At 66.1% G+C, this 18,481-nt stretch carries 19 protein-coding genes; 13 read left to right on the top strand and 6 right to left on the bottom strand.

Annotated features, from left to right (window positions below; genetic code table 11):
- The first annotated feature begins 61 nt into the window (after positions 1–61).
- Positions 62–1,570: a tripartite tricarboxylate transporter permease gene (locus C0099_RS15035; RefSeq protein ID WP_102248183.1), complete on the top strand. Its 1,509-nt coding sequence runs from the start codon at positions 62–64 to the stop codon at positions 1,568–1,570.
- A 19-nt stretch (positions 1,571–1,589) separates the two neighbouring features.
- Positions 1,590–2,183: a cysteine dioxygenase family protein gene (locus C0099_RS15030; RefSeq protein ID WP_102248182.1), complete on the top strand. Its 594-nt coding sequence runs from the start codon at positions 1,590–1,592 to the stop codon at positions 2,181–2,183.
- On the opposite strand, the gene C0099_RS15025 is transcribed toward C0099_RS15030, so the two are convergent.
- Positions 2,180–2,881: a GntR family transcriptional regulator gene (locus C0099_RS15025; protein WP_102248181.1), complete on the bottom strand. Its 702-nt coding sequence runs from the start codon at positions 2,879–2,881 to the stop codon at positions 2,180–2,182. The two genes, C0099_RS15030 and C0099_RS15025, sit on opposite strands and share 4 nt — an antisense overlap.
- Positions 2,882–3,107: 226 nt before the next feature.
- On the opposite strand from C0099_RS15025, the gene dctP reads away from it, so the two are divergent.
- From dctP to C0099_RS14995, 6 genes are all read left to right on the top strand, one after another.
- On the top strand, positions 3,108–4,196 hold the full coding sequence (gene dctP, locus C0099_RS15020) for a TRAP transporter substrate-binding protein DctP (protein ID WP_199797632.1): 1,089 nt from the start codon (positions 3,108–3,110) through the stop codon (positions 4,194–4,196).
- An 87-nt stretch (positions 4,197–4,283) separates the two neighbouring features.
- Positions 4,284–4,802 carry a TRAP transporter small permease subunit gene (locus C0099_RS15015; protein ID WP_102248180.1) on the top strand — a complete coding sequence of 173 codons (519 nt, stop codon included), beginning with the start codon at positions 4,284–4,286 and terminating at the stop codon, positions 4,800–4,802.
- The gene (locus C0099_RS15010) at positions 4,802–6,121 is read left to right on the top strand and encodes a TRAP transporter large permease (protein WP_102248179.1); all 1,320 of its coding nucleotides are present in this window, start codon (positions 4,802–4,804) and stop codon (positions 6,119–6,121) included. The genes C0099_RS15015 and C0099_RS15010 overlap by 1 nt, the downstream gene beginning before the upstream one ends.
- Before the next feature lie 24 nt (positions 6,122–6,145).
- On the top strand, positions 6,146–7,492 hold the full coding sequence (locus tag C0099_RS15005; RefSeq protein WP_102248178.1) for an FAD-dependent oxidoreductase: 1,347 nt from the start codon (positions 6,146–6,148) through the stop codon (positions 7,490–7,492).
- Positions 7,493–7,521: 29 nt separating this feature from the next.
- The gene (ilvD, locus tag C0099_RS15000; RefSeq protein ID WP_199797631.1) at positions 7,522–9,216 is read left to right on the top strand and encodes a dihydroxy-acid dehydratase; all 1,695 of its coding nucleotides are present in this window, start codon (positions 7,522–7,524) and stop codon (positions 9,214–9,216) included.
- The gene (locus C0099_RS14995) at positions 9,213–10,067 is read left to right on the top strand and encodes an isocitrate lyase/PEP mutase family protein (protein ID WP_102248177.1); all 855 of its coding nucleotides are present in this window, start codon (positions 9,213–9,215) and stop codon (positions 10,065–10,067) included. The genes ilvD and C0099_RS14995 overlap by 4 nt, the downstream gene beginning before the upstream one ends.
- A 139-nt stretch (positions 10,068–10,206) precedes the next feature.
- Here the strand turns inward: C0099_RS14995 and C0099_RS14990 are convergent, their stop codons facing one another.
- Positions 10,207–10,908, bottom strand: coding sequence for a GntR family transcriptional regulator (locus tag C0099_RS14990; RefSeq protein ID WP_102248176.1), 702 nt, complete (start codon positions 10,906–10,908; stop codon positions 10,207–10,209).
- A gap of 111 nt (positions 10,909–11,019) precedes the next feature.
- Here C0099_RS14990 and C0099_RS14985 point away from each other — a divergent pair, with 111 nt between their 5' ends.
- The 3 genes from C0099_RS14985 to C0099_RS14975 all read left to right on the top strand — a co-directional run bounded on the left by C0099_RS14985 (position 11,020) and on the right by C0099_RS14975 (position 14,021).
- A complete protein-coding gene (locus C0099_RS14985; protein ID WP_102248175.1) occupies positions 11,020–11,736 on the top strand; it encodes an alpha/beta fold hydrolase in 717 nt (238 codons plus the stop codon).
- Entirely contained in the window at positions 11,733–12,974 is a 1,242-nt protein-coding gene (locus C0099_RS14980; protein WP_102248174.1) for an iron-containing alcohol dehydrogenase, read from the top strand. Before C0099_RS14985 ends, C0099_RS14980 begins: the two co-directional genes overlap by 4 nt.
- 228 nt (positions 12,975–13,202) lie before the next feature.
- Positions 13,203–14,021, top strand: a complete 819-nt coding sequence (locus C0099_RS14975; RefSeq protein ID WP_102248173.1) for a sterol desaturase family protein — start codon at positions 13,203–13,205, stop codon at positions 14,019–14,021.
- Between the two features lie 80 nt (positions 14,022–14,101).
- Here C0099_RS14975 and C0099_RS14970 read toward each other — a convergent pair whose 3' ends face one another.
- Complete coding sequence (locus C0099_RS14970) at positions 14,102–15,214, bottom strand: porin (RefSeq protein WP_102248172.1); 1,113 nt, start codon at positions 15,212–15,214, stop codon at positions 14,102–14,104.
- A 513-nt stretch (positions 15,215–15,727) separates the two neighbouring features.
- Between C0099_RS14970 and C0099_RS14965 the strand changes: the two genes are divergently transcribed.
- Both C0099_RS14965 and C0099_RS14960 read left to right on the top strand, forming a co-directional pair.
- Positions 15,728–16,045, top strand: coding sequence for a BON domain-containing protein (locus C0099_RS14965; protein WP_102248171.1), 318 nt, complete (start codon positions 15,728–15,730; stop codon positions 16,043–16,045).
- 117 nt (positions 16,046–16,162) lie between these two features.
- Positions 16,163–16,327 (top strand): DUF1328 domain-containing protein, encoded by a 165-nt coding sequence (locus C0099_RS14960; RefSeq protein ID WP_102248170.1) that lies wholly within the window; start codon positions 16,163–16,165, stop codon positions 16,325–16,327.
- Between the two features lie 276 nt (positions 16,328–16,603).
- Here C0099_RS14960 and C0099_RS14955 read toward each other — a convergent pair whose 3' ends face one another.
- The 3 genes from C0099_RS14955 to C0099_RS14945 all read right to left on the bottom strand — a co-directional run bounded on the left by C0099_RS14955 (position 16,604) and on the right by C0099_RS14945 (position 18,270).
- On the bottom strand, positions 16,604–16,795 hold the full coding sequence (locus tag C0099_RS14955) for a hypothetical protein (RefSeq protein WP_102248169.1): 192 nt from the start codon (positions 16,793–16,795) through the stop codon (positions 16,604–16,606).
- Positions 16,796–16,887: 92 nt separating this feature from the next.
- Positions 16,888–17,103 carry a glycine zipper 2TM domain-containing protein gene (locus C0099_RS14950; protein WP_102248168.1) on the bottom strand — a complete coding sequence of 72 codons (216 nt, stop codon included), beginning with the start codon at positions 17,101–17,103 and terminating at the stop codon, positions 16,888–16,890.
- A 426-nt stretch (positions 17,104–17,529) separates the two neighbouring features.
- On the bottom strand, positions 17,530–18,270 hold the full coding sequence (locus tag C0099_RS14945) for a Crp/Fnr family transcriptional regulator (protein WP_102248167.1): 741 nt from the start codon (positions 18,268–18,270) through the stop codon (positions 17,530–17,532).
- Positions 18,271–18,481: the final 211 nt, after the last annotated feature.

Raw genomic sequence — 18,481 nt, 5'->3', positions numbered from 1 at the left:
CGCGCTGCCAACGTCTGCCGCAGGCGCAGCGGCGTGATCAGCGGCGCGAAGGAGAAATGAAGTGACGGACGGCTTTCTGACGGCTGCGCAATACATGGCGAGCCACCCCACGACCTTGCTGTTCATCGTTTTCGGAATGATGTGGGGCATCATCTTCGGTGCGATGCCGGGGCTGACGGGCGTGGTCGGCGTGGCGCTGCTGATTCCATTTACTTTCGGCTTCGGCCCCATCGAAGGTCTTCTGCTGCTCGGTTCCGTGTATGTCGGATCCACCTTCGGCGGTTCCATCTCGGCAATCCTGTTCAACACGCCGGGTAGCCCGGAAGCGGCCTGTACCGGGCTCGACGGCTATCCCATGGCGAAGAGGGGGCAGGCCGGGAAAGCGCTCGGAATCGCGCTCGCCGCATCGGCGGTGGGCGGTATCTTCGGTACCGTGGTGCTGATGCTGGCCGCACCTCCGCTGGCCAAGGTCGCATTGAGCTTCGGCCCGGCGGAGTACTTCGCGCTGGCTGTGCTGGGGATCACGGCGATCGCATCCATCGGCACGACCTCGGTCACCAAGGCACTGATTGCCGGCATTCTCGGGCTGGTCATCGCCACGGTCGGCATCGATCCGCTGACCGGAGGCAGCCGATTCACCTTCGGCAACGACCTGTTGCTGTCCGGCATCGGCTTCATTCCGGCCATCATCGGCATGTTCGCTCTGTCCGAGGTGCTGGTACGCTTCAGCGAACGCGTGCCGGAGGGCGAGGCGATCACCAAAGTCTCCACGGCATTGCCCAAGTTCAGGGAGATGATGGCGATGAAGGGCACGCTGGCGCGCTCATCGGTCCTGGGTACCATCATTGGAACCCTGCCCGGTGTCGGTGCCACCACCGCGGCCTTCATGAGCTATAGCGAAGCGGTGCGCTGGTCGCGCCACCCGGAGAAATTCGGTACCGGCGAGCCGGAGGGCATCGCCGCACCCGAGGCCGCGAACAACGCCGCGGTGGGCGGCTCGATGGTGCCCCTGCTCGCACTTGGCATTCCCGGCAGTGCGGCGACGGCGGTGATGATCGGCGGCCTGACGATCCACGGCATCGTGCCCGGACCGATGCTGCTGGTGCAGAACAAGGAACTGGTCTATTCCGTGTTCATCGGCATGTTCATCGCCAACCTGCTGATGATCTTCTTCGGTCTCAAGGCGTCACGTCACTTCGCGAAGATTCTCGATGCGCCGTATGCGCTCATCGGTCCCAGCATCGTCGTGCTGTGCATGACCGGCGTGTATGCGTTGCGCAACAATGTGATGGATGTGGTGGTCATGCTGGTTTTCGGCGCATTCGGCTTCCTGTTGCGCAAGCTCGACTACCCGATCGCACCGTTGATCATCGGTCTGGTGCTCGGTCCGGTCGCCGAAATCAGCCTGCGTCGCGCACTGATGCTGAGCAGCTTTGACTGGAGCAGTGTGTTGATGCGACCGATCGCCGGTACGCTGTTGGCGTTGAGCGCGCTTTCGCTGATCTACGGCTTTTACGGCCAGTTCCAGCGTCAGTGGCGCAGGCGGCGCGCCGCGCTCGAAGCCGCATGAACGACTTGGGAGGGGAACAATGTCCAACTTTTCGTCGATTCGCCACCTGATCCGTGGAATGACGGACGCGGTCGCAGGGGATACCCATGACGAGCCACGCTTGATGGAGCGCGCCCGCCCGCTGCTCGCCGATCTGATCTCGTCTGACGACTGGTTGCCCGACGAATTCGCCCAGCCGCATCCAGAGCACTATCAGCAGTACCTGCTGTACTGCGATCCGCATGAGCGCTTCTCGGTGGTGAGTTTCGTGTGGGGGCCGGGGCAGCGCACGCCGATTCACGATCACACCGTGTGGGGGCTGATCGGCATGTTGCGCGGGGCCGAGGTGTGCGAGGGCTTCGAGCTGGCCGGTGAGGGCTCGCCGCCGCGTGCGACCGGGACGGTGCGCCTGGAGGCCGGCGGCATCGAGGCGGTTTCGCCGCGCATCGGCGACATCCACCGCGTGTCCAACGCCTTCGACGATCGCGCCAGCATCAGCATCCATGTGTATGGCGCCAACATCGGCGGCGTGCGCCGCCATGTGTTCGATCCGCTGACCGGCGCTGCCAAGGAGTTCATCTCCGGCTATGCCAGCCCGAACATGCCTAATTTCTGGGACAGGTCGCGCGCTTAACCGGATAGTACGGTCGAACGGGTGAATGCTTCGATGTCGTCGAGCAGACGGTCGAGCGCTTCGCCGGCGGCATTCGCGTCGCCTTGCGCGATCGCGCGTGCGATGGCCGCGTGGCGCCGCGCGGTCTGCGGCAGGTCTGCGGCCTGCTTGTAGTGCACGTACCAGAAGCGGCGCGACAGGCCGTGCATCAGCCGCATGGCGCCCTCGGCGAACTCGTTGCGCGCGGCGACCAGGCACAGTTCGTTGAACTCGCGGTCGCTGCGCATGAAGGCCTCGTCGTCATCTGCCGTGGCTTCGGCTTCGAACTCCGTAGCCAGTTCCGCGAAACGCTGGCGTTCGGCGTCGGTCGCGCGCCGCGCGGCGCTGCGGCAGGTCAGGCGTTCGACCTCGCGACGCGTCTCGAGCAGGCGCAGCTGCTTGCGCACGTCCATTTCGGCGATCAGCAGGCCGCGCTGCGGCAGCACGACGATGAGACGCTCCTGCGCCAGGCGCTGGATGGCTTCGCGGATCGGCGTGCGGCCGATGCCCGTCATCTCGCTCATCGCCTGTTCGGACACCACCGCACCCGGCGCCAGTTTCAGCGTGACGATGGCCTCCTCGATCTGTCGGTAGGCCTGTTCCTTGAGGGTCGTGCGCGGCTCGCCGGGAGCGGCGGCGCGCGTCATGCGCGCACCACCAGCGGACGTGTGCTTCGGCATTGCAAGCTCCTGCATGGCATCGCGTTCGATTATACGGCCATGGCCGAAGCGTCGAGGGCGGGGCGGACGAAGTGCTTGACAGTGCCGACCATACAACTAGTATATTACCCATATACGCAATGTTCGGCCGGAATGACAGCTACGACAATGCGTTGAACAATCAAGAATCGTGCGCCGGAAACGGTAGCGGTCGAAGCGAAGTACCATCCAACCGAAGGAGACTGAGATGCGGAAGAAATGCAATACGGTACTGGCCACGCTGGCCGTGGGCCTGATGTCGGTGTTCGGCGCGCAGTCGGCCGTCGCGGCCGATACGGCCTGTCCCGAGGTCGGCTCGTGCAAGTGGAAGATGGCCACTGGCTGGGCCGGCGGACCGCTGATGGACATCGGCGCCAAGGCCTTCGCCGAGCGGCTCGAGCAGCTCTCGGGCGGTCGCATGCAGGTCCAGGTCTTCCCGGGCGGTGCGCTGGGCGGCGCGCTCAAGGTCAGCGAGACGGTCAAGAACGGCATTGCCGACATGGGCCACCTTTGGATGGGCTACGACTGGGGCAAGGACACCACCACGGTGCTGTTCGGCGGCTATGCCGGCTCCTTCGATTCCGAGCGCATGCTGCACTGGCTCTATGAGGGTGGCGGCGTCGAGCTGCAGCGCGAGTTCCGCGAGAAGGAATTCGACGTGATCTCGTTCCCGCTGTTCATCCGCACGGCGGAAGTGTTCCTGCACTCGCGCAAGCCGGTGCGCACCCTGGAAGACCTGCAGGGCCTGAAGCTGCGCACGGCCGGTGCATGGATCGAGATGTCGGCGGCCATGGGCGCGGCGCCGGTAACCACGCCGGGCGGCGAGATCTACGCCGCGCTCGAGCGCGGCGTGATCGACGCCACCGAATGGGGCACGCTGTGGGAGAACATCTCCCCGGGCTTCTCCAAGGTCGCCAAGTACCTGATCATCCCGGGCGTGCATCAGCCCACGGCACCGTTCGAGCTGGTGCTCAACAAGCGCATGTGGGGCAAGCTCACGCCGGCCGACCAGGCCCTGATCGAGACCACCGCCAAGCTCGTGACCTACGAGTCGTGGCTGAAGATCGGCCAGGAAGACGCCAAGTCGCTTGAGTTCTATCGCGAGCAGGGCAACGAGGTCATCGATCTCGAGCCGGAAGTGCAGTACGAGGCGCGCCGCGTCGGCAAGGAGTGGGCCGGCAAGCAGGCCGAGAAAAGCGAATGGTTCGCGCGCGTGCTCAAGAGCCAGGAAGAGTTCGAAAAGCTCTGGGCCGACGCCGACCGCTATCGCAACGTAAAGGTCGACGGCAAGAACTGATCGCCTTCGCGCGCCGCACCGGCGCCGCCCCGTTCGTGGGTGGCGCCGGCTGCGGCGTTCTCTTTTCACGCTTCCGGGATTTCAAGCATGCAAAAGCTGCTGAGCCTGATCGAGCGCATCACCGGCAACGTCGGTGTGATCGCCGCCTGGCTCGTGGTGCCGCTCGTGCTCGCGACGGCCTACGAGGTGTTCTCGCGCTATCTGCTCAACGCCCCTACCGTGTGGGCCTTCGAGATTGGCTACATGATGATGGGCTCGCATTTCCTGCTCGGCGCGGCCTACACGCTGCGCCAGGGCTCGCACGTGCGCGTCGACCTGATCTACGGCAGCGTCTCTGCGAAGACGCGCGCGATCATCGACGTCGCCGGCTACCTGTTCTTCATCCTGCCCTTCATGCTGTGGTTGAGCTGGGGGTTGTGGGATTACTTCGAAACTTCCTGGGTCGACATGGAGACTTCCGGACACTCGTCGTGGAATCCGGTGGTGTGGCCGTACCGACTGGTGTTCCTGATCGCCATCGTCGTGCTGACGCTGCAGATCGTCGGTGAAATCATCAAGGGTGTGCAGGTGTTGACCGGCAAGTCCTCCACCGGGGGGGCTGCCTGATGTCCGAATACCTCGCCCTGCTGATGTTCCCGGTGCTGCTGGTGCTGATCTTCATCGGCTTCCCGGTGGCCTTCTCGCTGATGGCGACGACGCTGATCTTCGGCCTCGTCACCTTCGGTGACAACCTGATCTTCCTGCTCATCGACAAGATCGAGGAGGTCGGCTCGAATTTCGTGCTCGCGGCTGTTCCGCTGTTCGTGTTCATGGGCTCGATGCTGGAACGTTCCGGCATCGCTGACCGACTGTTCGAAGCCATCCACCTGTGGACCAAGCGCCTGCCGGGCGGACTGGCGGTCGGTACCATCCTGATGGCCATCCTGTTCGCCGCCTCGACCGGCGTGATCGGCGCGGCCGAGGCCGTGATCGGCCTGCTCGCCATCCCGCCGATGCTCAAGCATCGCTACAACAAGGCGCTGATCAGCGGCACGATCTGCGCCGGCGGCTCGCTCGGCACCATCATTCCGCCGTCGGTGGTGGCGGTGGTGATCGGCCCGCTGGCCAACGTGTCGATCGGCGACCTGTTCATGGGCATGGTCTTCCCCGGCCTGCTGCTGGCGACCCTCTACGCCATCTACATCATCGCCATCTGCGTGATCAGGCCCGAGTACGGTCCGAGCAGCGAGCCCTCGCCCGACGACCCCGGCCTGTGGGAGAAGATCCGTCTCACCGTCTACGCGCTGGTGCCGCCGCTGGTGATGATCTTCTCGGTGCTCGGCTCGATGATCATGGGCTGGGCGGCGCCGACCGAGGCAGCCGCGCTGGGCGCGTTGTGCTCGGTGGGGCTGGCGGTGTTCTACCGCCGCTTCAACATGCGCATGTTCAGCGACGCACTGATGGCCACGCTGCGCATCACCTCGATGATCATGCTGATCCTGCTCGCAGGGAACATGTTCACCGGCGTGTTCGCCGGCACGGGCGGCATGATGGTGGTCAACAACCTGATCGACGCGCTCGGCCTGGGTCCTTGGGGGCTGCTGTTCCTGGTGCTGTTCCTGACCCTGATCGCGGGTTTCTTCCTCGAATGGGCCTCGGTCACGCTGATCTTCATCCCGATCTTCGCGCCGCTGGTCGCAGCCGCCGGCTTCGACGTGGTCTGGTTCTGCATCCTCTTCATGATCATGCTGCAGACCGGCTACCTGACGCCGCCGATGGCGCCGGCGATCTTCTACCTGCGCGGGGTGAGCCCACCGGAGATCACCCTGCCCGACATGTATCGCGGCGTGATCCCGTTCATCCTGCTGCAGCTCGTGGTCGCGGGCGTAGTCATGGCCTTTCCGCAGATCGTGTTGTGGTTGCCGTCCAAGGTGCTGGGCTTCTAGCCGGCAGAACACGGAGGGAGTGACATGAACGAGACCATTCTCGATGCCCGTCCGGCCAGCCGCATCGATACCGACGTGCTGGTGGTCGGCGGCGGTGCGGCCGGGGTGGCGGCGGCGGTGACCGCTGCGCGCCAGGGGGTGCGCGTGTTGTTGCTGGAACGCTACGGCTTCTGCGGTGGCGGTGCGGTGGCCGGCCTGTCGGGCACGATCTGCGGGCTGTACGAAGCGGCGGAGTCCGACACCGCGCCACCACGCCAGATCGTGTTCGGCTTCGCCGACGAGTTCGTGCGCACCATGAGCGCGCGCAACGGCCTCACCGGACCGGTGCGCTACGGACGCACCTTCACCCGCGTGCACGACCCGCTGGTGTGGCGCGAATCGGCCGACGAGCTGCTCGCCGAAGCCGGCGTGCACGTGCTGCTGCATACGCTGGTCACCGATGTGCTGACCGATGGCGGCGAGCGCATCGCCGGCGTCGTGGCGTGGACCAAGCAGGGTCGCATCGAGGTGCGCGCCGGCATCACCGTGGATGCCAGCGGCGACGCCGATCTGGTGACCATGGCCGGCCTGCCGTTCTCGGTCGGGCACGAGGGCCAGGTGCAGAATCCGACCATGATCTTCCGCCTGCAAGGGGTGGACGTGGAGCGATTCGTCGCGACCTACGGCCCGGATTCGATTCTCGGCGCCGACGTCATGCAGGCCATCGTCGAGGCCAACGCCTCGGGCCGTTACCGCCTGCCGCGCGCCAAGGTGTTCCTGTTCGAGACCCCGCGCCCCGGCGAGTTGCTGTGCAACGCCACGCGCATCGTCGGGCGCGACGGGCGCGAACTCAACCCCATCAATGTGGCCGACATCACCGAGGCCGAGATCGAGGGCCGCCGCCAGGTGCGCGAATACGCGCGCTTCTTCCGCGACCGGCTGGCCGGCTGCGAGCAGGCCTTCGTCAACGACACCGGCGTGCAGGTGGGTGTGCGCCAGACGCGCCAGGTCGACGGCATCACGACGCTCGCCAACGAGGACGTCGTCACCGGTGTCAAGCGCGCCGACGGCATCGCGCGCAGCCCGTGGCCGATCGAACTGCATTCGGGCGAGAAGCCGCGACTGTCGTGGCTGTTCCAGGATCACTACGAAGTGCCCTACGGCTGCTTCGTGCCGCAGCGCGGCGAGTCGTTGCTGGTGGCCGGGCGCTGCCTGTCCGCCCAGCACGAGGCCATGGCCTCGGCGCGCGTGACCGCACAGTGCTTCGGCTACGGCCATGCCATCGGTCATGCGGCAGCGATCGCGCTGCGTGATGGCGTTGCGCCGCGCGCGATCCGTGGTGAGGACCTGCGCGACGTGCTCAACCGCGACGGCGCGCGCCTCGACGAATGAAGCATCCACCCCGACACGACGGAGCCGACATGGCCGATCCAGTACTGCGCAGCAACTTCGAACCGGGCACGACGCGCTGGGCAGTGCGCCGCGCGCAATGGCTGGCGATGGGCATCCCCGAGGAAGACTTCGACAAGCCCAAGATCGCCATCGTCAATTCGTCGAGCAAGCTGTCGGTGTGCTACGCGCATCTCGACGACGTCGCACGCCAGGTGGAAAAGGCGATTCGCGCCGCGGGCGGCGTGCCCTTCGAGATCCGCACGGTTGCCCCCTCGGATTTCGTCACCAGCGCCGGCAAGCAGGGCCGCTATCTGATGCCCACGCGCGACCTGCTGGTCAATGACGTCGAGGTCCAGGTCGAAGGCGCGGAACTGGACGGCATGATCCTGCTCGCCTCGTGCGACAAGACCACGCCGGGGCAGCTGATGGCCTGCGCGCGGCTCAACATCCCGGCGCTCATCCTGCCTTGCGGCTACCAGCTCGGCGGCGAGTGCGGCGGGCGCCATGTCGACATCGAGGAGGTGTACAAGGCGGTGGGTACGGTCAAGGCCGGCCGCATGACGCTGATCGAACTCGAAGACATGACCCGCCACGCGATCAAGGGCCCGGGCGTGTGCGCGGGCCTTGCCACCGCCAACACCATGCAGTGCATGGCCGAGGCGCTGGGCATGGCCTTGCCGCACAGTGCGCCGATCCGTGCCGGTGGGCCGCGCCTGGCCGAGCAGGCGGACAAGGCCGGCGCCAAGATCGTCGAGCTGGTGAACAAGAACCTCCGTCCGCGCGACATCCTCACGCCGGCGGCCTTCCGCAACGCGGTCACGGTGGCCGTGGCGATGGGCGGTTCGGTCAACTGCGTGCGTCACCTCATCGCCACGTCCATCGAGGCCGAGTGCGCGGTCGACGTTCTGGCCGAGTTCGAACGCGCGGCCGATGTAGACCAGCTCACCCTGGTGCGTCCCAACGGCCCGCACCGCATCGAGGATCTGGACGCCGGCGGCGGCTGTGCCGGCGTGATGCGCCAGCTGCGCGCGCGCCTGGACCTGTCGGTGCTCACGGTCACGGGCGCGACGCTGGAAGCCAACCTCGCCGAAGTGCCGCAACCCGACGAAGCCTTCATCCGCCCGGCATCCAACCCCTTTCGTCGCGAGCCGGGGCTGATCGTGATCCGCGGCAATCTCGCGCCCGAAGGTGCGGTGGTCAAGCTCTCGGCCGTGCCCGAGGCGGTGCGCCGCTTTGCCGGTGTCGCGCGCGTGTTCGAGGACGAAAACGAAGCCATCGCCGGTCTGCAGGACGGCACCGTGCGTGCCGGCGATGTCATCGTGCTGCGCATGATGGGCGCCAGGGGCGGGCCGGGCACGGTGTTCGCGGCGAGCTTCATGGCCGCACTGGTCGGTGCGGGCCTGGGTGACACCGTGGCGGTGGTCACCGACGGCGAACTGTCGGGCCTGAACAGCGGCATCACCATCGGACAGGTCATGCCCGAGGCGGCCGAGGGTGGCCCGCTGGCGGTGGTGCGCAATGGCGATATGGTCGAGATCGACCTGACGCGCCGCGTGCTGGCCTTTGACGTGACCGACGACGAACTGGCCGCGCGCCTGGCGGCCTTCGTGCCGCCGGTCCTCGATCTCAAGCCGGGCTGGCTTTCGATGTATCGTCAGCTCGTGCAGCCGATGTCTCAGGGCGCGGTGCTCGGCGAGCGCCGCCGGCCGGGAGTCCACAAATGAGCGTATCGACGATTTCGCCCGCGCAGCGAGAGCGCGCGCGACGCCTCACCGCCTTGCACCACAGCGGCACCGCGCTGGCGTTGCCCAACGCCTGGGACGCGGCCAGCGCGCGCGTGTTCGAGGCGGCCGGCGCGCAGGCCATCGGCACCAGCAGCGCGGGCATCGCGTTCTCGCGCGGCTACCCGGACGGCGAGCGCACTCCGCTGGCCGAGATGATCGACGTCGTGCGTCGCATGGTCGCCGTCGTGGATGTGCCGGTGACGGTGGACATCGAGGCCGGCTACGGGGCGACGCGCGAGGCCGTGCTCGAGACCGTGCGTGCGGTGATCGATGCCGGTGCGGTGGGGGTGAACCTCGAAGACGCGCCAACGGATCGTCCGGGCGAGTTACGCGACACTGCTGAACAGGCGGGGCTGATCGCGGCCGTGCGTGCGCTCGCCAGCGAGGCCGGCATCGACCTCTACATCAATGCGCGCACCGACGTGTTCTGGCTGCGGCTGGGCTCGGCGGAATCGCGCCTGGAGGCGACGCTGGCTCGGCTTCGCGCCTATCGCGACGCGGGCGCGAGCGGGGTGTTCGTGCCCGGCGTGACCGATGCCGACACCATCGCCGCGCTGGTCTCCGGTGCAGCCTGCCCGCTCAACGTGCTGGCCGGACCGGGTTGTCCGGACATCGCGGGCATGACGCGCCTGGGTGTCGCACGCGTGAGTGTCGGTTCCGGCCCGGCGCGCGCGATCATGGCGCTGACGCGGCGCATCGGCATCGACCTGCTCGAGCACGGGCGCTTCGACGCGATGCTCGCCGACACCATTCCCTATGCCGAGGCCAACGCGCTGTTCGAGCGGCGATGAGCCCATGGCCGCAGATGGCGTAGGGCGGATTGGCGTAGCGTAATCCGCCGTATGTGAGCCCCATTCGGCGCAATGCCCTTCGATTATCGCGCCAACGCCTTGGTCTATGGTGGTTTGGCGGGGCGACGCCGCGTCGTGGCTACAGGTCGGAAAGCACAGTCGAGCGTGTGAACTCCTCCATCTGGTCGAGCAGGCGGTCGAGCGCGCGACCCGCCCCTTCGACCTCGCCGCGCGCGATCGCGTCCGCGATCGCCGCGTGCAACCTGGCGGTTTCGGGCAGGTCCGCGGCCTGCTTGTAGTGCACGTACCAGAAGCGGCGCGACAGGCCGTGCATCAGCCGCATCGCGCCCTCGGCGAACTCGTTGCGCGCAGCGCTCAGGCAAAGCTCGTTGAAGTCGCGGTCGCTGCGTACGAAGCCGGTGTCGTCATCGGCCACCGCCTCGGCCTCGAATTCGGCGGCCAGTTCGGCGAAGCGCTGGCGTTCGGCTGCTGTCGCGCGTCGCGCGGCGCTGCGCGCGATCAGACGCTCGACCTCGCGGCGTGTCTCGAGCAGGCGCAACTGCTTGCGCACATCCATCTCGGCCACCAGCAGGCCGCGCTGCGGCAGCACGATGATGAGGTTCTCCTGCGCCAGACGCTGAATGGCTTCGCGGATCGGCGTGCGGCCGATGCCGGTCATCTCGCTCATCGCCGACTCCGACACCACGCGGCCGGGTGGCAGCTCCAGCGTGACGATGGCTTCCTCGATGCGCGTATAGGCCTGTTCCTTGAGGGTCGGACGAGGCCGGCCGGCGAGAGGGGCGGGCGCGCTTGCGCTTGCTGGAGCTCGGGCTGCGGACATCGGGCGTGCATGCCTCCTGATCAATGGGTCGTGCCGGCGCGGCTTGTGGAGTGGTTTGCGCGGCGATCGGGATATCAGTAATATACAACAAATATTCATGAGGAGTGCATCATGGACGTCGTCGACACCGGTAGCGGTCCGGTGACCATCGTCGCCGTGCACGGCATCCAGGGTACGCGCGCCGCGTGGAACGCTCTGGCGAGCCAGTTGTGCGGCGAGGCACGCTTCGTGCTGCCGAATCTGCGCGGACGCGCAGCGGCCCGTCGTGGCACTGGCGTCGAGGACTACCGTCTCGAATGCCTCGCCGACGATCTCGAAGAGGTCATCCGGGAGCGCGTCAGTGACGCGCCCTTCGTGCTCGCCGGCTGGAGCATGGGCGTGTCGGTGTCGCTGGAATACCTGTCGCGTAGCGGCGTGCCACGCCCACAAGGTCTGGTGCTGATGTCGGGTACGCCGACGCTCGATCGTGCTCAATGGTTCCGCGAGCGCGGTGCGGCGTTGATCGAAGAGATCGCCGAGCGTGAAGTGCGTCTGGGTCTGGTCGAGGCAGCCGACCGCGACGCTGCCGCGTGGACCTGGGAGGCGATCCGCGGAACCAACCAGACGCGTCTGCTGAGGGCGATCACGATACCGACACTGATCATTCACGGTCGCGACGACGCGGATTCGCCATGGGCGCATGCCGAGTTGCTGGCCGCCGGCCTGCCCGACGCACGGCTGTGCGGGCTTGCCGGCATTGGCCATAGCGTGCTCAAGGACGCCACCGGGGACGTGGCGCGCGAAGTGCGCGACTTTCTGCAAAGCCTGAACCTGACGGGGAAACGATGAGAAGCGAAGACCTGATCCACTGGTGCGCGCCGGCGCGCACCGTTTTCGGCTGCGGCACGCGCGCCGATCTTCCGGCGCTGCTCGCGCGCATGGGCCATCGCAGCGGCGTGCTGGTGACCGACACCTTCTTTACCGGGCACACGCCGTGGGTGCGCGAGTATGTCGAGGCCGCCAACGCCCTGGGCATCCGCACCCATGTCTACGCCGGTGGCGAGCCCGATCCGACGACCGTCCTGTGCGACACGGCCACGGCCGAGATCCGTGACGCGCTGGGCGACGAACGCATCGATCACGTGATCGCGCTGGGCGGTGGCAGCAACATCGATCTGGCCAAGGCCTTGTGTCTGACGCTGGTCGACGGTCGTCCCATCCGAGAATTCGCGGGCGCGCTCGCGGCACAACCGCAGGCACTGCCGTTGGTGGCCTTGCCGACTACCGCCGGTACCGGCTCGGAGGCGACGCCGGGGGCGATCCTGATCGACCCGGACAACGCCACCAAGGTGGCGGTGATGGACAACGTGCTGCGCCCGGTTGTCGCACTGATCGACCCCGAGTTCACCTACACCTGCCCGCCGCGCGTCACGGCCGATGCCGGCATCGACGCGCTGACCCATGCGGTCGAGTCCTACATGACCATGGATTCGGCCGAATTCGACCGTGGTGGCAACCCCGATCCGGGCTACAGCGGACGCTCGTCGCTGACCATGATGTTCGCGCGCGAGGCCATCCGGCTGTGCGGTCTGTACCTGGAGCGCAGCTACACCCACGGCGACGACCGCGAGGCGCGCATCGGCATGGCCTACGCGAGCTACTACGCCGCGCTGTCCTACGGCAGCGCCGGACTCAACGCGGTGCATGGCATCGCCTACGCGGTGGCTGGTCAGACGCACAAGTCACACGGCAGTACCAACGCCGTGATGCTGCCCTATGTGCTGGACGCGATGCGTGAGGTGCGTCGCGCCGAACTGATCGACGTTGGCCGCATGTTCGGGCTGACCGGCGACGACGACGCCGTGCTGCTGGAGACGCCGCGGCGCATGCGCGAAGTGGTCGGGAAGCTGGACATCCCGAACGATCTGGAGCGTTTCGGCATCGCGCGCGAGGACATCGACCGGCTCACCGAAGATGCGCTGGGCGTTGCGCGTCTGGCCAAGGCCTTTCCGGTCGCCGACGTGCCGGCCAGCTACCGCCGCATCGTCGATGCGGCCTGGCATGGGCGGCTCGCCGTCGACGCGTAATCCCCGCACAGGAGATGGTGACGCTTGCCGGATTTCCTCCCCGTCACGCGCCGCCGCTGGCGCGTCGAGCGATCATTGAACGCCGTTCGCTGCCCCGGCTGTCGCCGGGGTATTTTTTTGACGGGTCAGATCGCGAAAACGAGGAAGACAGGATGGAATTTCTCCTTGACTGAGACTGCCCGGACAACTAATATATTAGTCATATATACGCCACGGAGGTGACCCGACATGATGACCGAGAAGCAACGCAAGTTCCGGGAACAGTACAAGGCCGACATCAGCCCGATGTACAACGGCCTGGTACACATCATCGTGATGTACGGCGTGGGCATTGCCGCGATCTGGTATTGCGTGAGTCAGATCGAGAATCTGGGCTGGGAATGGCTGATCGCCGTGCCCGTGTTCATCGCCGGCAACTTCGTCGAGTGGTTCATGCACCGCTACGTGATGCATCGGCGCATCAACGTGTTCGGCCTGCGCCAGATCTACGAGCGCCACACACGCCAGCACCACCAGTACTTCACCGACAACGAGGCGACGATCGACTCCTCGCGCGAATTCCGCATCGTGTTCTTCCCGTGGCGCGTGCTCGCCACGCTGGGTGCGGCCGGGTTGCCGCTGGCCTTCATCGCCGGCTGGCTGTTCGGACCGAACGCGGGCTACGTGCTGTTCATGACCATGGTCGCGCAATACCTGACCTACGAGACCTTCCACTATTGCTGCCACTGCCACGACAACTGGTTCGTGCGCAACATGCCCTTCATCAACACCATCCGTCGCCATCACACGGCGCATCACAACCAGGGGATCATGATGAAGTACAACATGAACCTCACCTTCCCGATCGCCGACTGGTTCATGGGCACCAGCGACCTCGATCGCGGTCTGCTCGGCACGCTGTTCAACGGCTATGACGAGTCGCACGTGAAGAAGGACCTGCGCCCCATCATCGAGCGCTTCCGGGTGGACGACTCGCGCGTGACGCTGGACGGCCCCGAACTCACGCCCGAAGAGGAGCAGGTGATCGACAGGGCGCTGGCGAGCTGAGCCGGGCACGGACTCCTGTCACCGCAAACGAAAACGGGCACCTCGCGGGGTGCCCGTTTCGCGTCGTGTCGGTCGGTGCTTCAGAACGCGTGTCGCACACCCAGCACAAGCCCCTGGCTGCTGCGCCCGAAATTGTCGTCCACCCGCAGCCCCGGCAGGGCGCCGGTGCCGGCCGCGTCGCGATTGTCGACGTGACGGTAACCGGCATAGGCCGTGGTGCGCCGAGACATGGCATGGGTATAGGCCAGCGTCCACACCTTGACGTCCTCGTCTCCGTACTCGGCGTCCAGTTGGGCGTAGCCGGCGAGAATGGAGCCGGCCTGGTTGATCGGAACCAGTCCCGACACCTGCCAGATGCGGTCGCGCCAGTTGTCCGTGCCAACCCCTGAGAACGAAGCGCCGCTGCGAATTTCCTGCCAGGAGACGGCCAGCTCGGCCGGGCCCAGATCGTAGCGTCCGCCCAGATACCATTCTCTCTTGTCGAGCTGGCGGCCGTCGAAGCCCATGAAACTGAAACGCGTGCTCTCGCTGCGGTGGTAGGCGATGCCCAGCGTCAGCGGGCCGTTGCGGTAGGTCCCGCCCAGGCCGATGAAGTTGCCCGCGTCGCGGTTGCCAAGCATGTCGCCCTGGTCGGCGTTCTCGCCGAAGGCGTACATCGCCTCGAAGCGCAGGCCGCCGAAGTCGCGCGAACGATACAGCAGCGAATTGTCGAAGCGCCCGCCGCCGCCGCCCTGGATGGTCGCGGCGGTGCTGACCGGGAAGACGCTGCCCTGATAATTGACCCCCTGCGCGAGCAGTACCGGCGAGAGTGCCGCCGAACTGGCGAACGGATCGATCAGGCCCGAGACGTTGTAGCCGGGCGAATACTGGCGACCGATGCCGACGAAGCCGTAATCGCCTTCGAGGCCGACCCACGACTGGCGTGCGCCGGTAATGCCGTCGCCGGTGTCGGTGCTGATGCCGTATTCCAGCGTGAACAGGACCTTCAGGCCGTTGCCCAGGTCCTCGGTGCCGCGAAAGCCGATGCGCGAGGCCGACAGGCCGCCCGACTGCACGCCACGGAAGCGGTTGTCGCCGATTTTCGAGAAACTGACGTTGGCGTCGACGATGCCGTAGAGCGTGATGTTCGATTGTGCGGATACGCTCGTCGCGCCCAGCGCGGCGAGCAACAGCACGATCCTCTTTCTGAACATTGAGAACTCCTCGGAGTGTACGGGCCAGCGGACCGGAGTCAGGCCACGCTGCCGGATTTCGGCTTGTTACGAATTGTCGGGCCGGAGGCGGCCGGGTGTCATTGCGGTGTCTGTAAGCAAGTGTTTTGAATTGGACGAAGCCCGTCGTGGCGCGGTTCCCGGCCGTTGTAAAAGTGCCACGCCGATGTGGCGACCGCGCGCGGAATGCGCGCCGAGCAACGCAATGCGCTACAGCGAGCGGACGCGTGCTGCTGGTGATCCGGAATCGTGACCGCTTGCCGCCTCGCCCGGGCCGGGCGCGGTCGATCCCGCAGCGCACTTTCGCCGGGTGAGCCTGCGCTGGCCGCCGGGGCCTGGCGCGCATGTGTGTGCGTCGCCGCACAGACCCCGGCAATCGCTTCGCGCATGCTGGATATCAGCGGGGTAATGCGGCGCCGCCGGTGCCCGCTTCAGGGCGGGGTGCAGCTTGGCAACCACTCGGCCCCGCACCGTTTCCATCAAGGAGTTCCAGTCATGAAAAAACCGTCCCGGTATCTGATGCCGATCCTGCTCGCTTCGGCCGTGGCATTGACGGTGGGTTGCTCCACTTCCGCGGGTCCCAAGCAGACGGCCGGCGAGTACTTCGACGACAGCGTGCTGACCACCAAGGTCAAGGCTGCGATCTTCGATGATCCCGTGCTGCGCGTGACCGATGTGACGGTCGAGACCTATGACGGAGTGGTGCAGCTCTCCGGCTTTGTCAATTCGCGCTCCGACATCAATCGGGCGGTCGAACTGGCGCGCGGAGTCAAGGGTGTCAAGGACGTGCGCAACGACATGCGTCGCAAGTAGGCGTAAGACGAGAGCAGCTGTCATACACCCGATCGATACGCAGGCAGAGGGGGTTGCGTACCAGTCCTCTCGGACCTGTTGCGTGGATCATGTGGCTTCAATGCAGGAGTGATTTCGATGCTTTACTACACTGTCGTGTTTCTGGTCGTCGCGCTGATCGCCGGTCTGTTCGGATTCACCGGCCTTGCCGCCGGTGCAGTCGACATCGCGCGCGTACTGTTCTTCATCTTCATCGTCCTGTTCGTCGCCTCGCTCGTAATGGGAGGGATCGGCAGGAGGTAGGCTCTTGCAGCTCGGTTCGCAACGCTAGGGCGCGTCTGTTTCAGGCGGGCCCGACTGCGTCGAGCTCGTCGGCATGAATGCGGAGGTGCATCAGGTGTGCGAGGCCCAACGCGTCGCTGATTCATGGATCCGTCGGTGGGCGGTTTTTGCCGGGAAGCGCCGGACGTGCCGGCCCGGGCTTGGCACTGAAACGAACGAGCCCGTTGCAGCGCAACGGGCTTGAAATCGAGGGGTGAGCGCAGGTCCGGGAAGTGCCGACCTGCGGTGATCCAGCCCTCAGTTTGGGCGGACCGCGTCGTCGATCTTCTGACCGGCTTTCTCGAGTGAGTCGCCGACCGCATCTGCAGCCTTGTCGACCTGCTTTCCGGCGCGCTCGATCGGCCCTTCCCTTTCGCAGCCGGACAGGCCGGCGAGCATGGTGGCGGCGAGCAATAGGGTGGTGATGCGCAAAGTGTTGCCAGGTTTCATGTTTTTTGACTCTGTGCACGCCCGCCGAGGCGGGCGTGGTGGACTTGCGTCCGCATGCCGGCCTGCGCACGAATGCGTTGCCGGCGAGATGCTTATTTGCCGACCTGGTTGCCGATGATGCCGCCGACCGCGGCGCCGCCGACCGTCCCGACTGCACTGCCACCGGTCAGTACCGCGCCGCCGATTGCACCGACACCGGCACCGACTGCGGTGCTCTTGTCACGCGAGGACATGCCGCCGCATGCGCTCAGGCCCAGTACTGCTGCGACAGCCAGGGTGGCGATGGTGAGTCTGTGATTGGTTTTCATGGTATTGCCTCGTTCATCAATGGTTGGTGTGGGAGGGTACTGGCGCAAGTCTTGTGCAGCCCTTCCTGCACTGGGCGGAGTGTGCGCGGCCGGCTCGCGGAGCAGGTCATCGGGTCAGGCGAGAAGGGTTGGGGCGCGTTTGCGAGGTCAGAATCCTGCAGTGACCCATGCTGCCAGTGGGCGTCGCGCGTCTGACTGTCCCGATTGAGCGAGGATAGGGGCGGGGGCGCGCCGCGTCTGTCTGTTGGCGCACATAGGGTCTGTTCGCTTTAGCCACGGCGGTCGCGCCTGCCCGGATTGGCCCGCAGGTCAGGGCGCGACGCAGCAGGACCGGGGGCTCTCAAGGAGCTGCAACGCGGCGGATGCGGGCCTGTCGGGCCAAGCCCTTCGGGTGGACGGATCGGGTGGTGCGTGGCGCCGCGCGATTCAAGCGCGCTGGAACAGGTGCGGCGGTAGCAGTCGGTCGGTTTCGGTTCTCACCACCCGGTAACACTCGCAACTGCGCTTCTCCAGGCCGGGACGGTCGATGACGCTGATATGGCCGCGGCGGTACGCGATCAGGCCGGCCTTCTGCAGATTGCCGGCGGCTTCGGTGACGCCCTCGCGACGTACGCCGAGCAGGCTCGCGATCAGTTCCTGGGTCATCACCAGCTCGTTCGACTGCAGACGGTCGAGTGACAGCAGCAGCAGGCGGCAAAGCTGCCGGTCGAGAGCGTGATGACGATTGCACACGGCGGTCTGCGCCATCTGCGTGAGCAGCGCCTGTGTGTAGCGCAGCAGCAGATCATGCAGGGCGCCTTCGTAGGCGCCGGCGAAGCGGTGGAAGGCATCCTTGAGGATCTGCCCCCTGAGGCGGTAGGCGTGACCGGCACTTTGCACCACGGCGCGGCTGGGGGTGGTTTCGCCCCCCATGAACAGCGATACGCCGACGATGCCATCGTTGCCGACCACCGCGATCTGCGCCGAGGAGCCATCTTCCATGACGTAGAGCAGGGAGACGATGGCGTCGGTCGGGAAGTACACATGATGCATCTGCGTACCCGACTCGTAGAGCGACTCGCCGAGTGCCAGATGAACCAGTTCCAGTTGGTCGGCGAGTGGCCCGAAATCCTCGGATCGTAGCGCCGCGAGCAGGTGGTTCTGTAGGGGGTCGTGCTGCCGGGGCATCCGCAAGATCCGTATGGCGGCCGCCTGGGCCGGTGGTGGTAGGCATCCTCGCTACACTGCCAGTATAGCCAAGGGGTATCGCCGCAGGAGCCCGGCACGTGCATTACCAGCAGGAATCCGTCATGCCCCTGCGGCGGGGATGCAGCGACCGTGATGCAGTTTGCGCAAGCCCGGAACAGTGCTGACCCTTTGCGCAAAAATGCTTACACTG

Source organism: Pseudazoarcus pumilus (assembly GCF_002872475.1).
Lineage (GTDB): Bacteria > Pseudomonadota > Gammaproteobacteria > Burkholderiales > Rhodocyclaceae > Pseudazoarcus > Pseudazoarcus pumilus.
This window is presented reverse-complemented; position numbering and strand designations above follow the sequence as displayed.

Coding starts and splice junctions, on each gene's coding strand:
- C0099_RS14955 (WP_102248169.1), bottom strand. CDS start 16,795: ATGAAACCTGGCAACACTTTGCGCATCACCACCCTATTGCTCGCCGCC.
- C0099_RS14960 (WP_102248170.1), top strand. CDS start 16,163: ATGCTTTACTACACTGTCGTGTTTCTGGTCGTCGCGCTGATCGCCGGT.
- ilvD (WP_199797631.1), top strand. CDS start 7,522: ATGGCCGATCCAGTACTGCGCAGCAACTTCGAACCGGGCACGACGCGC.
- C0099_RS14950 (WP_102248168.1), bottom strand. CDS start 17,103: ATGAAAACCAATCACAGACTCACCATCGCCACCCTGGCTGTCGCAGCA.
- C0099_RS15005 (WP_102248178.1), top strand. CDS start 6,146: ATGAACGAGACCATTCTCGATGCCCGTCCGGCCAGCCGCATCGATACC.
- C0099_RS14980 (WP_102248174.1), top strand. CDS start 11,733: ATGAGAAGCGAAGACCTGATCCACTGGTGCGCGCCGGCGCGCACCGTT.
- C0099_RS14965 (WP_102248171.1), top strand. CDS start 15,728: ATGAAAAAACCGTCCCGGTATCTGATGCCGATCCTGCTCGCTTCGGCC.
- C0099_RS14990 (WP_102248176.1), bottom strand. CDS start 10,908: ATGTCCGCAGCCCGAGCTCCAGCAAGCGCAAGCGCGCCCGCCCCTCTC.
- dctP (WP_199797632.1), top strand. CDS start 3,108: ATGCGGAAGAAATGCAATACGGTACTGGCCACGCTGGCCGTGGGCCTG.
- C0099_RS15030 (WP_102248182.1), top strand. CDS start 1,590: ATGTCCAACTTTTCGTCGATTCGCCACCTGATCCGTGGAATGACGGAC.
- C0099_RS15025 (WP_102248181.1), bottom strand. CDS start 2,881: ATGCCGAAGCACACGTCCGCTGGTGGTGCGCGCATGACGCGCGCCGCC.
- C0099_RS14985 (WP_102248175.1), top strand. CDS start 11,020: ATGGACGTCGTCGACACCGGTAGCGGTCCGGTGACCATCGTCGCCGTG.
- C0099_RS14975 (WP_102248173.1), top strand. CDS start 13,203: ATGATGACCGAGAAGCAACGCAAGTTCCGGGAACAGTACAAGGCCGAC.
- C0099_RS14945 (WP_102248167.1), bottom strand. CDS start 18,270: ATGCCCCGGCAGCACGACCCCCTACAGAACCACCTGCTCGCGGCGCTA.
- C0099_RS14995 (WP_102248177.1), top strand. CDS start 9,213: ATGAGCGTATCGACGATTTCGCCCGCGCAGCGAGAGCGCGCGCGACGC.
- C0099_RS15010 (WP_102248179.1), top strand. CDS start 4,802: ATGTCCGAATACCTCGCCCTGCTGATGTTCCCGGTGCTGCTGGTGCTG.
- C0099_RS15015 (WP_102248180.1), top strand. CDS start 4,284: ATGCAAAAGCTGCTGAGCCTGATCGAGCGCATCACCGGCAACGTCGGT.
- C0099_RS14970 (WP_102248172.1), bottom strand. CDS start 15,214: ATGTTCAGAAAGAGGATCGTGCTGTTGCTCGCCGCGCTGGGCGCGACG.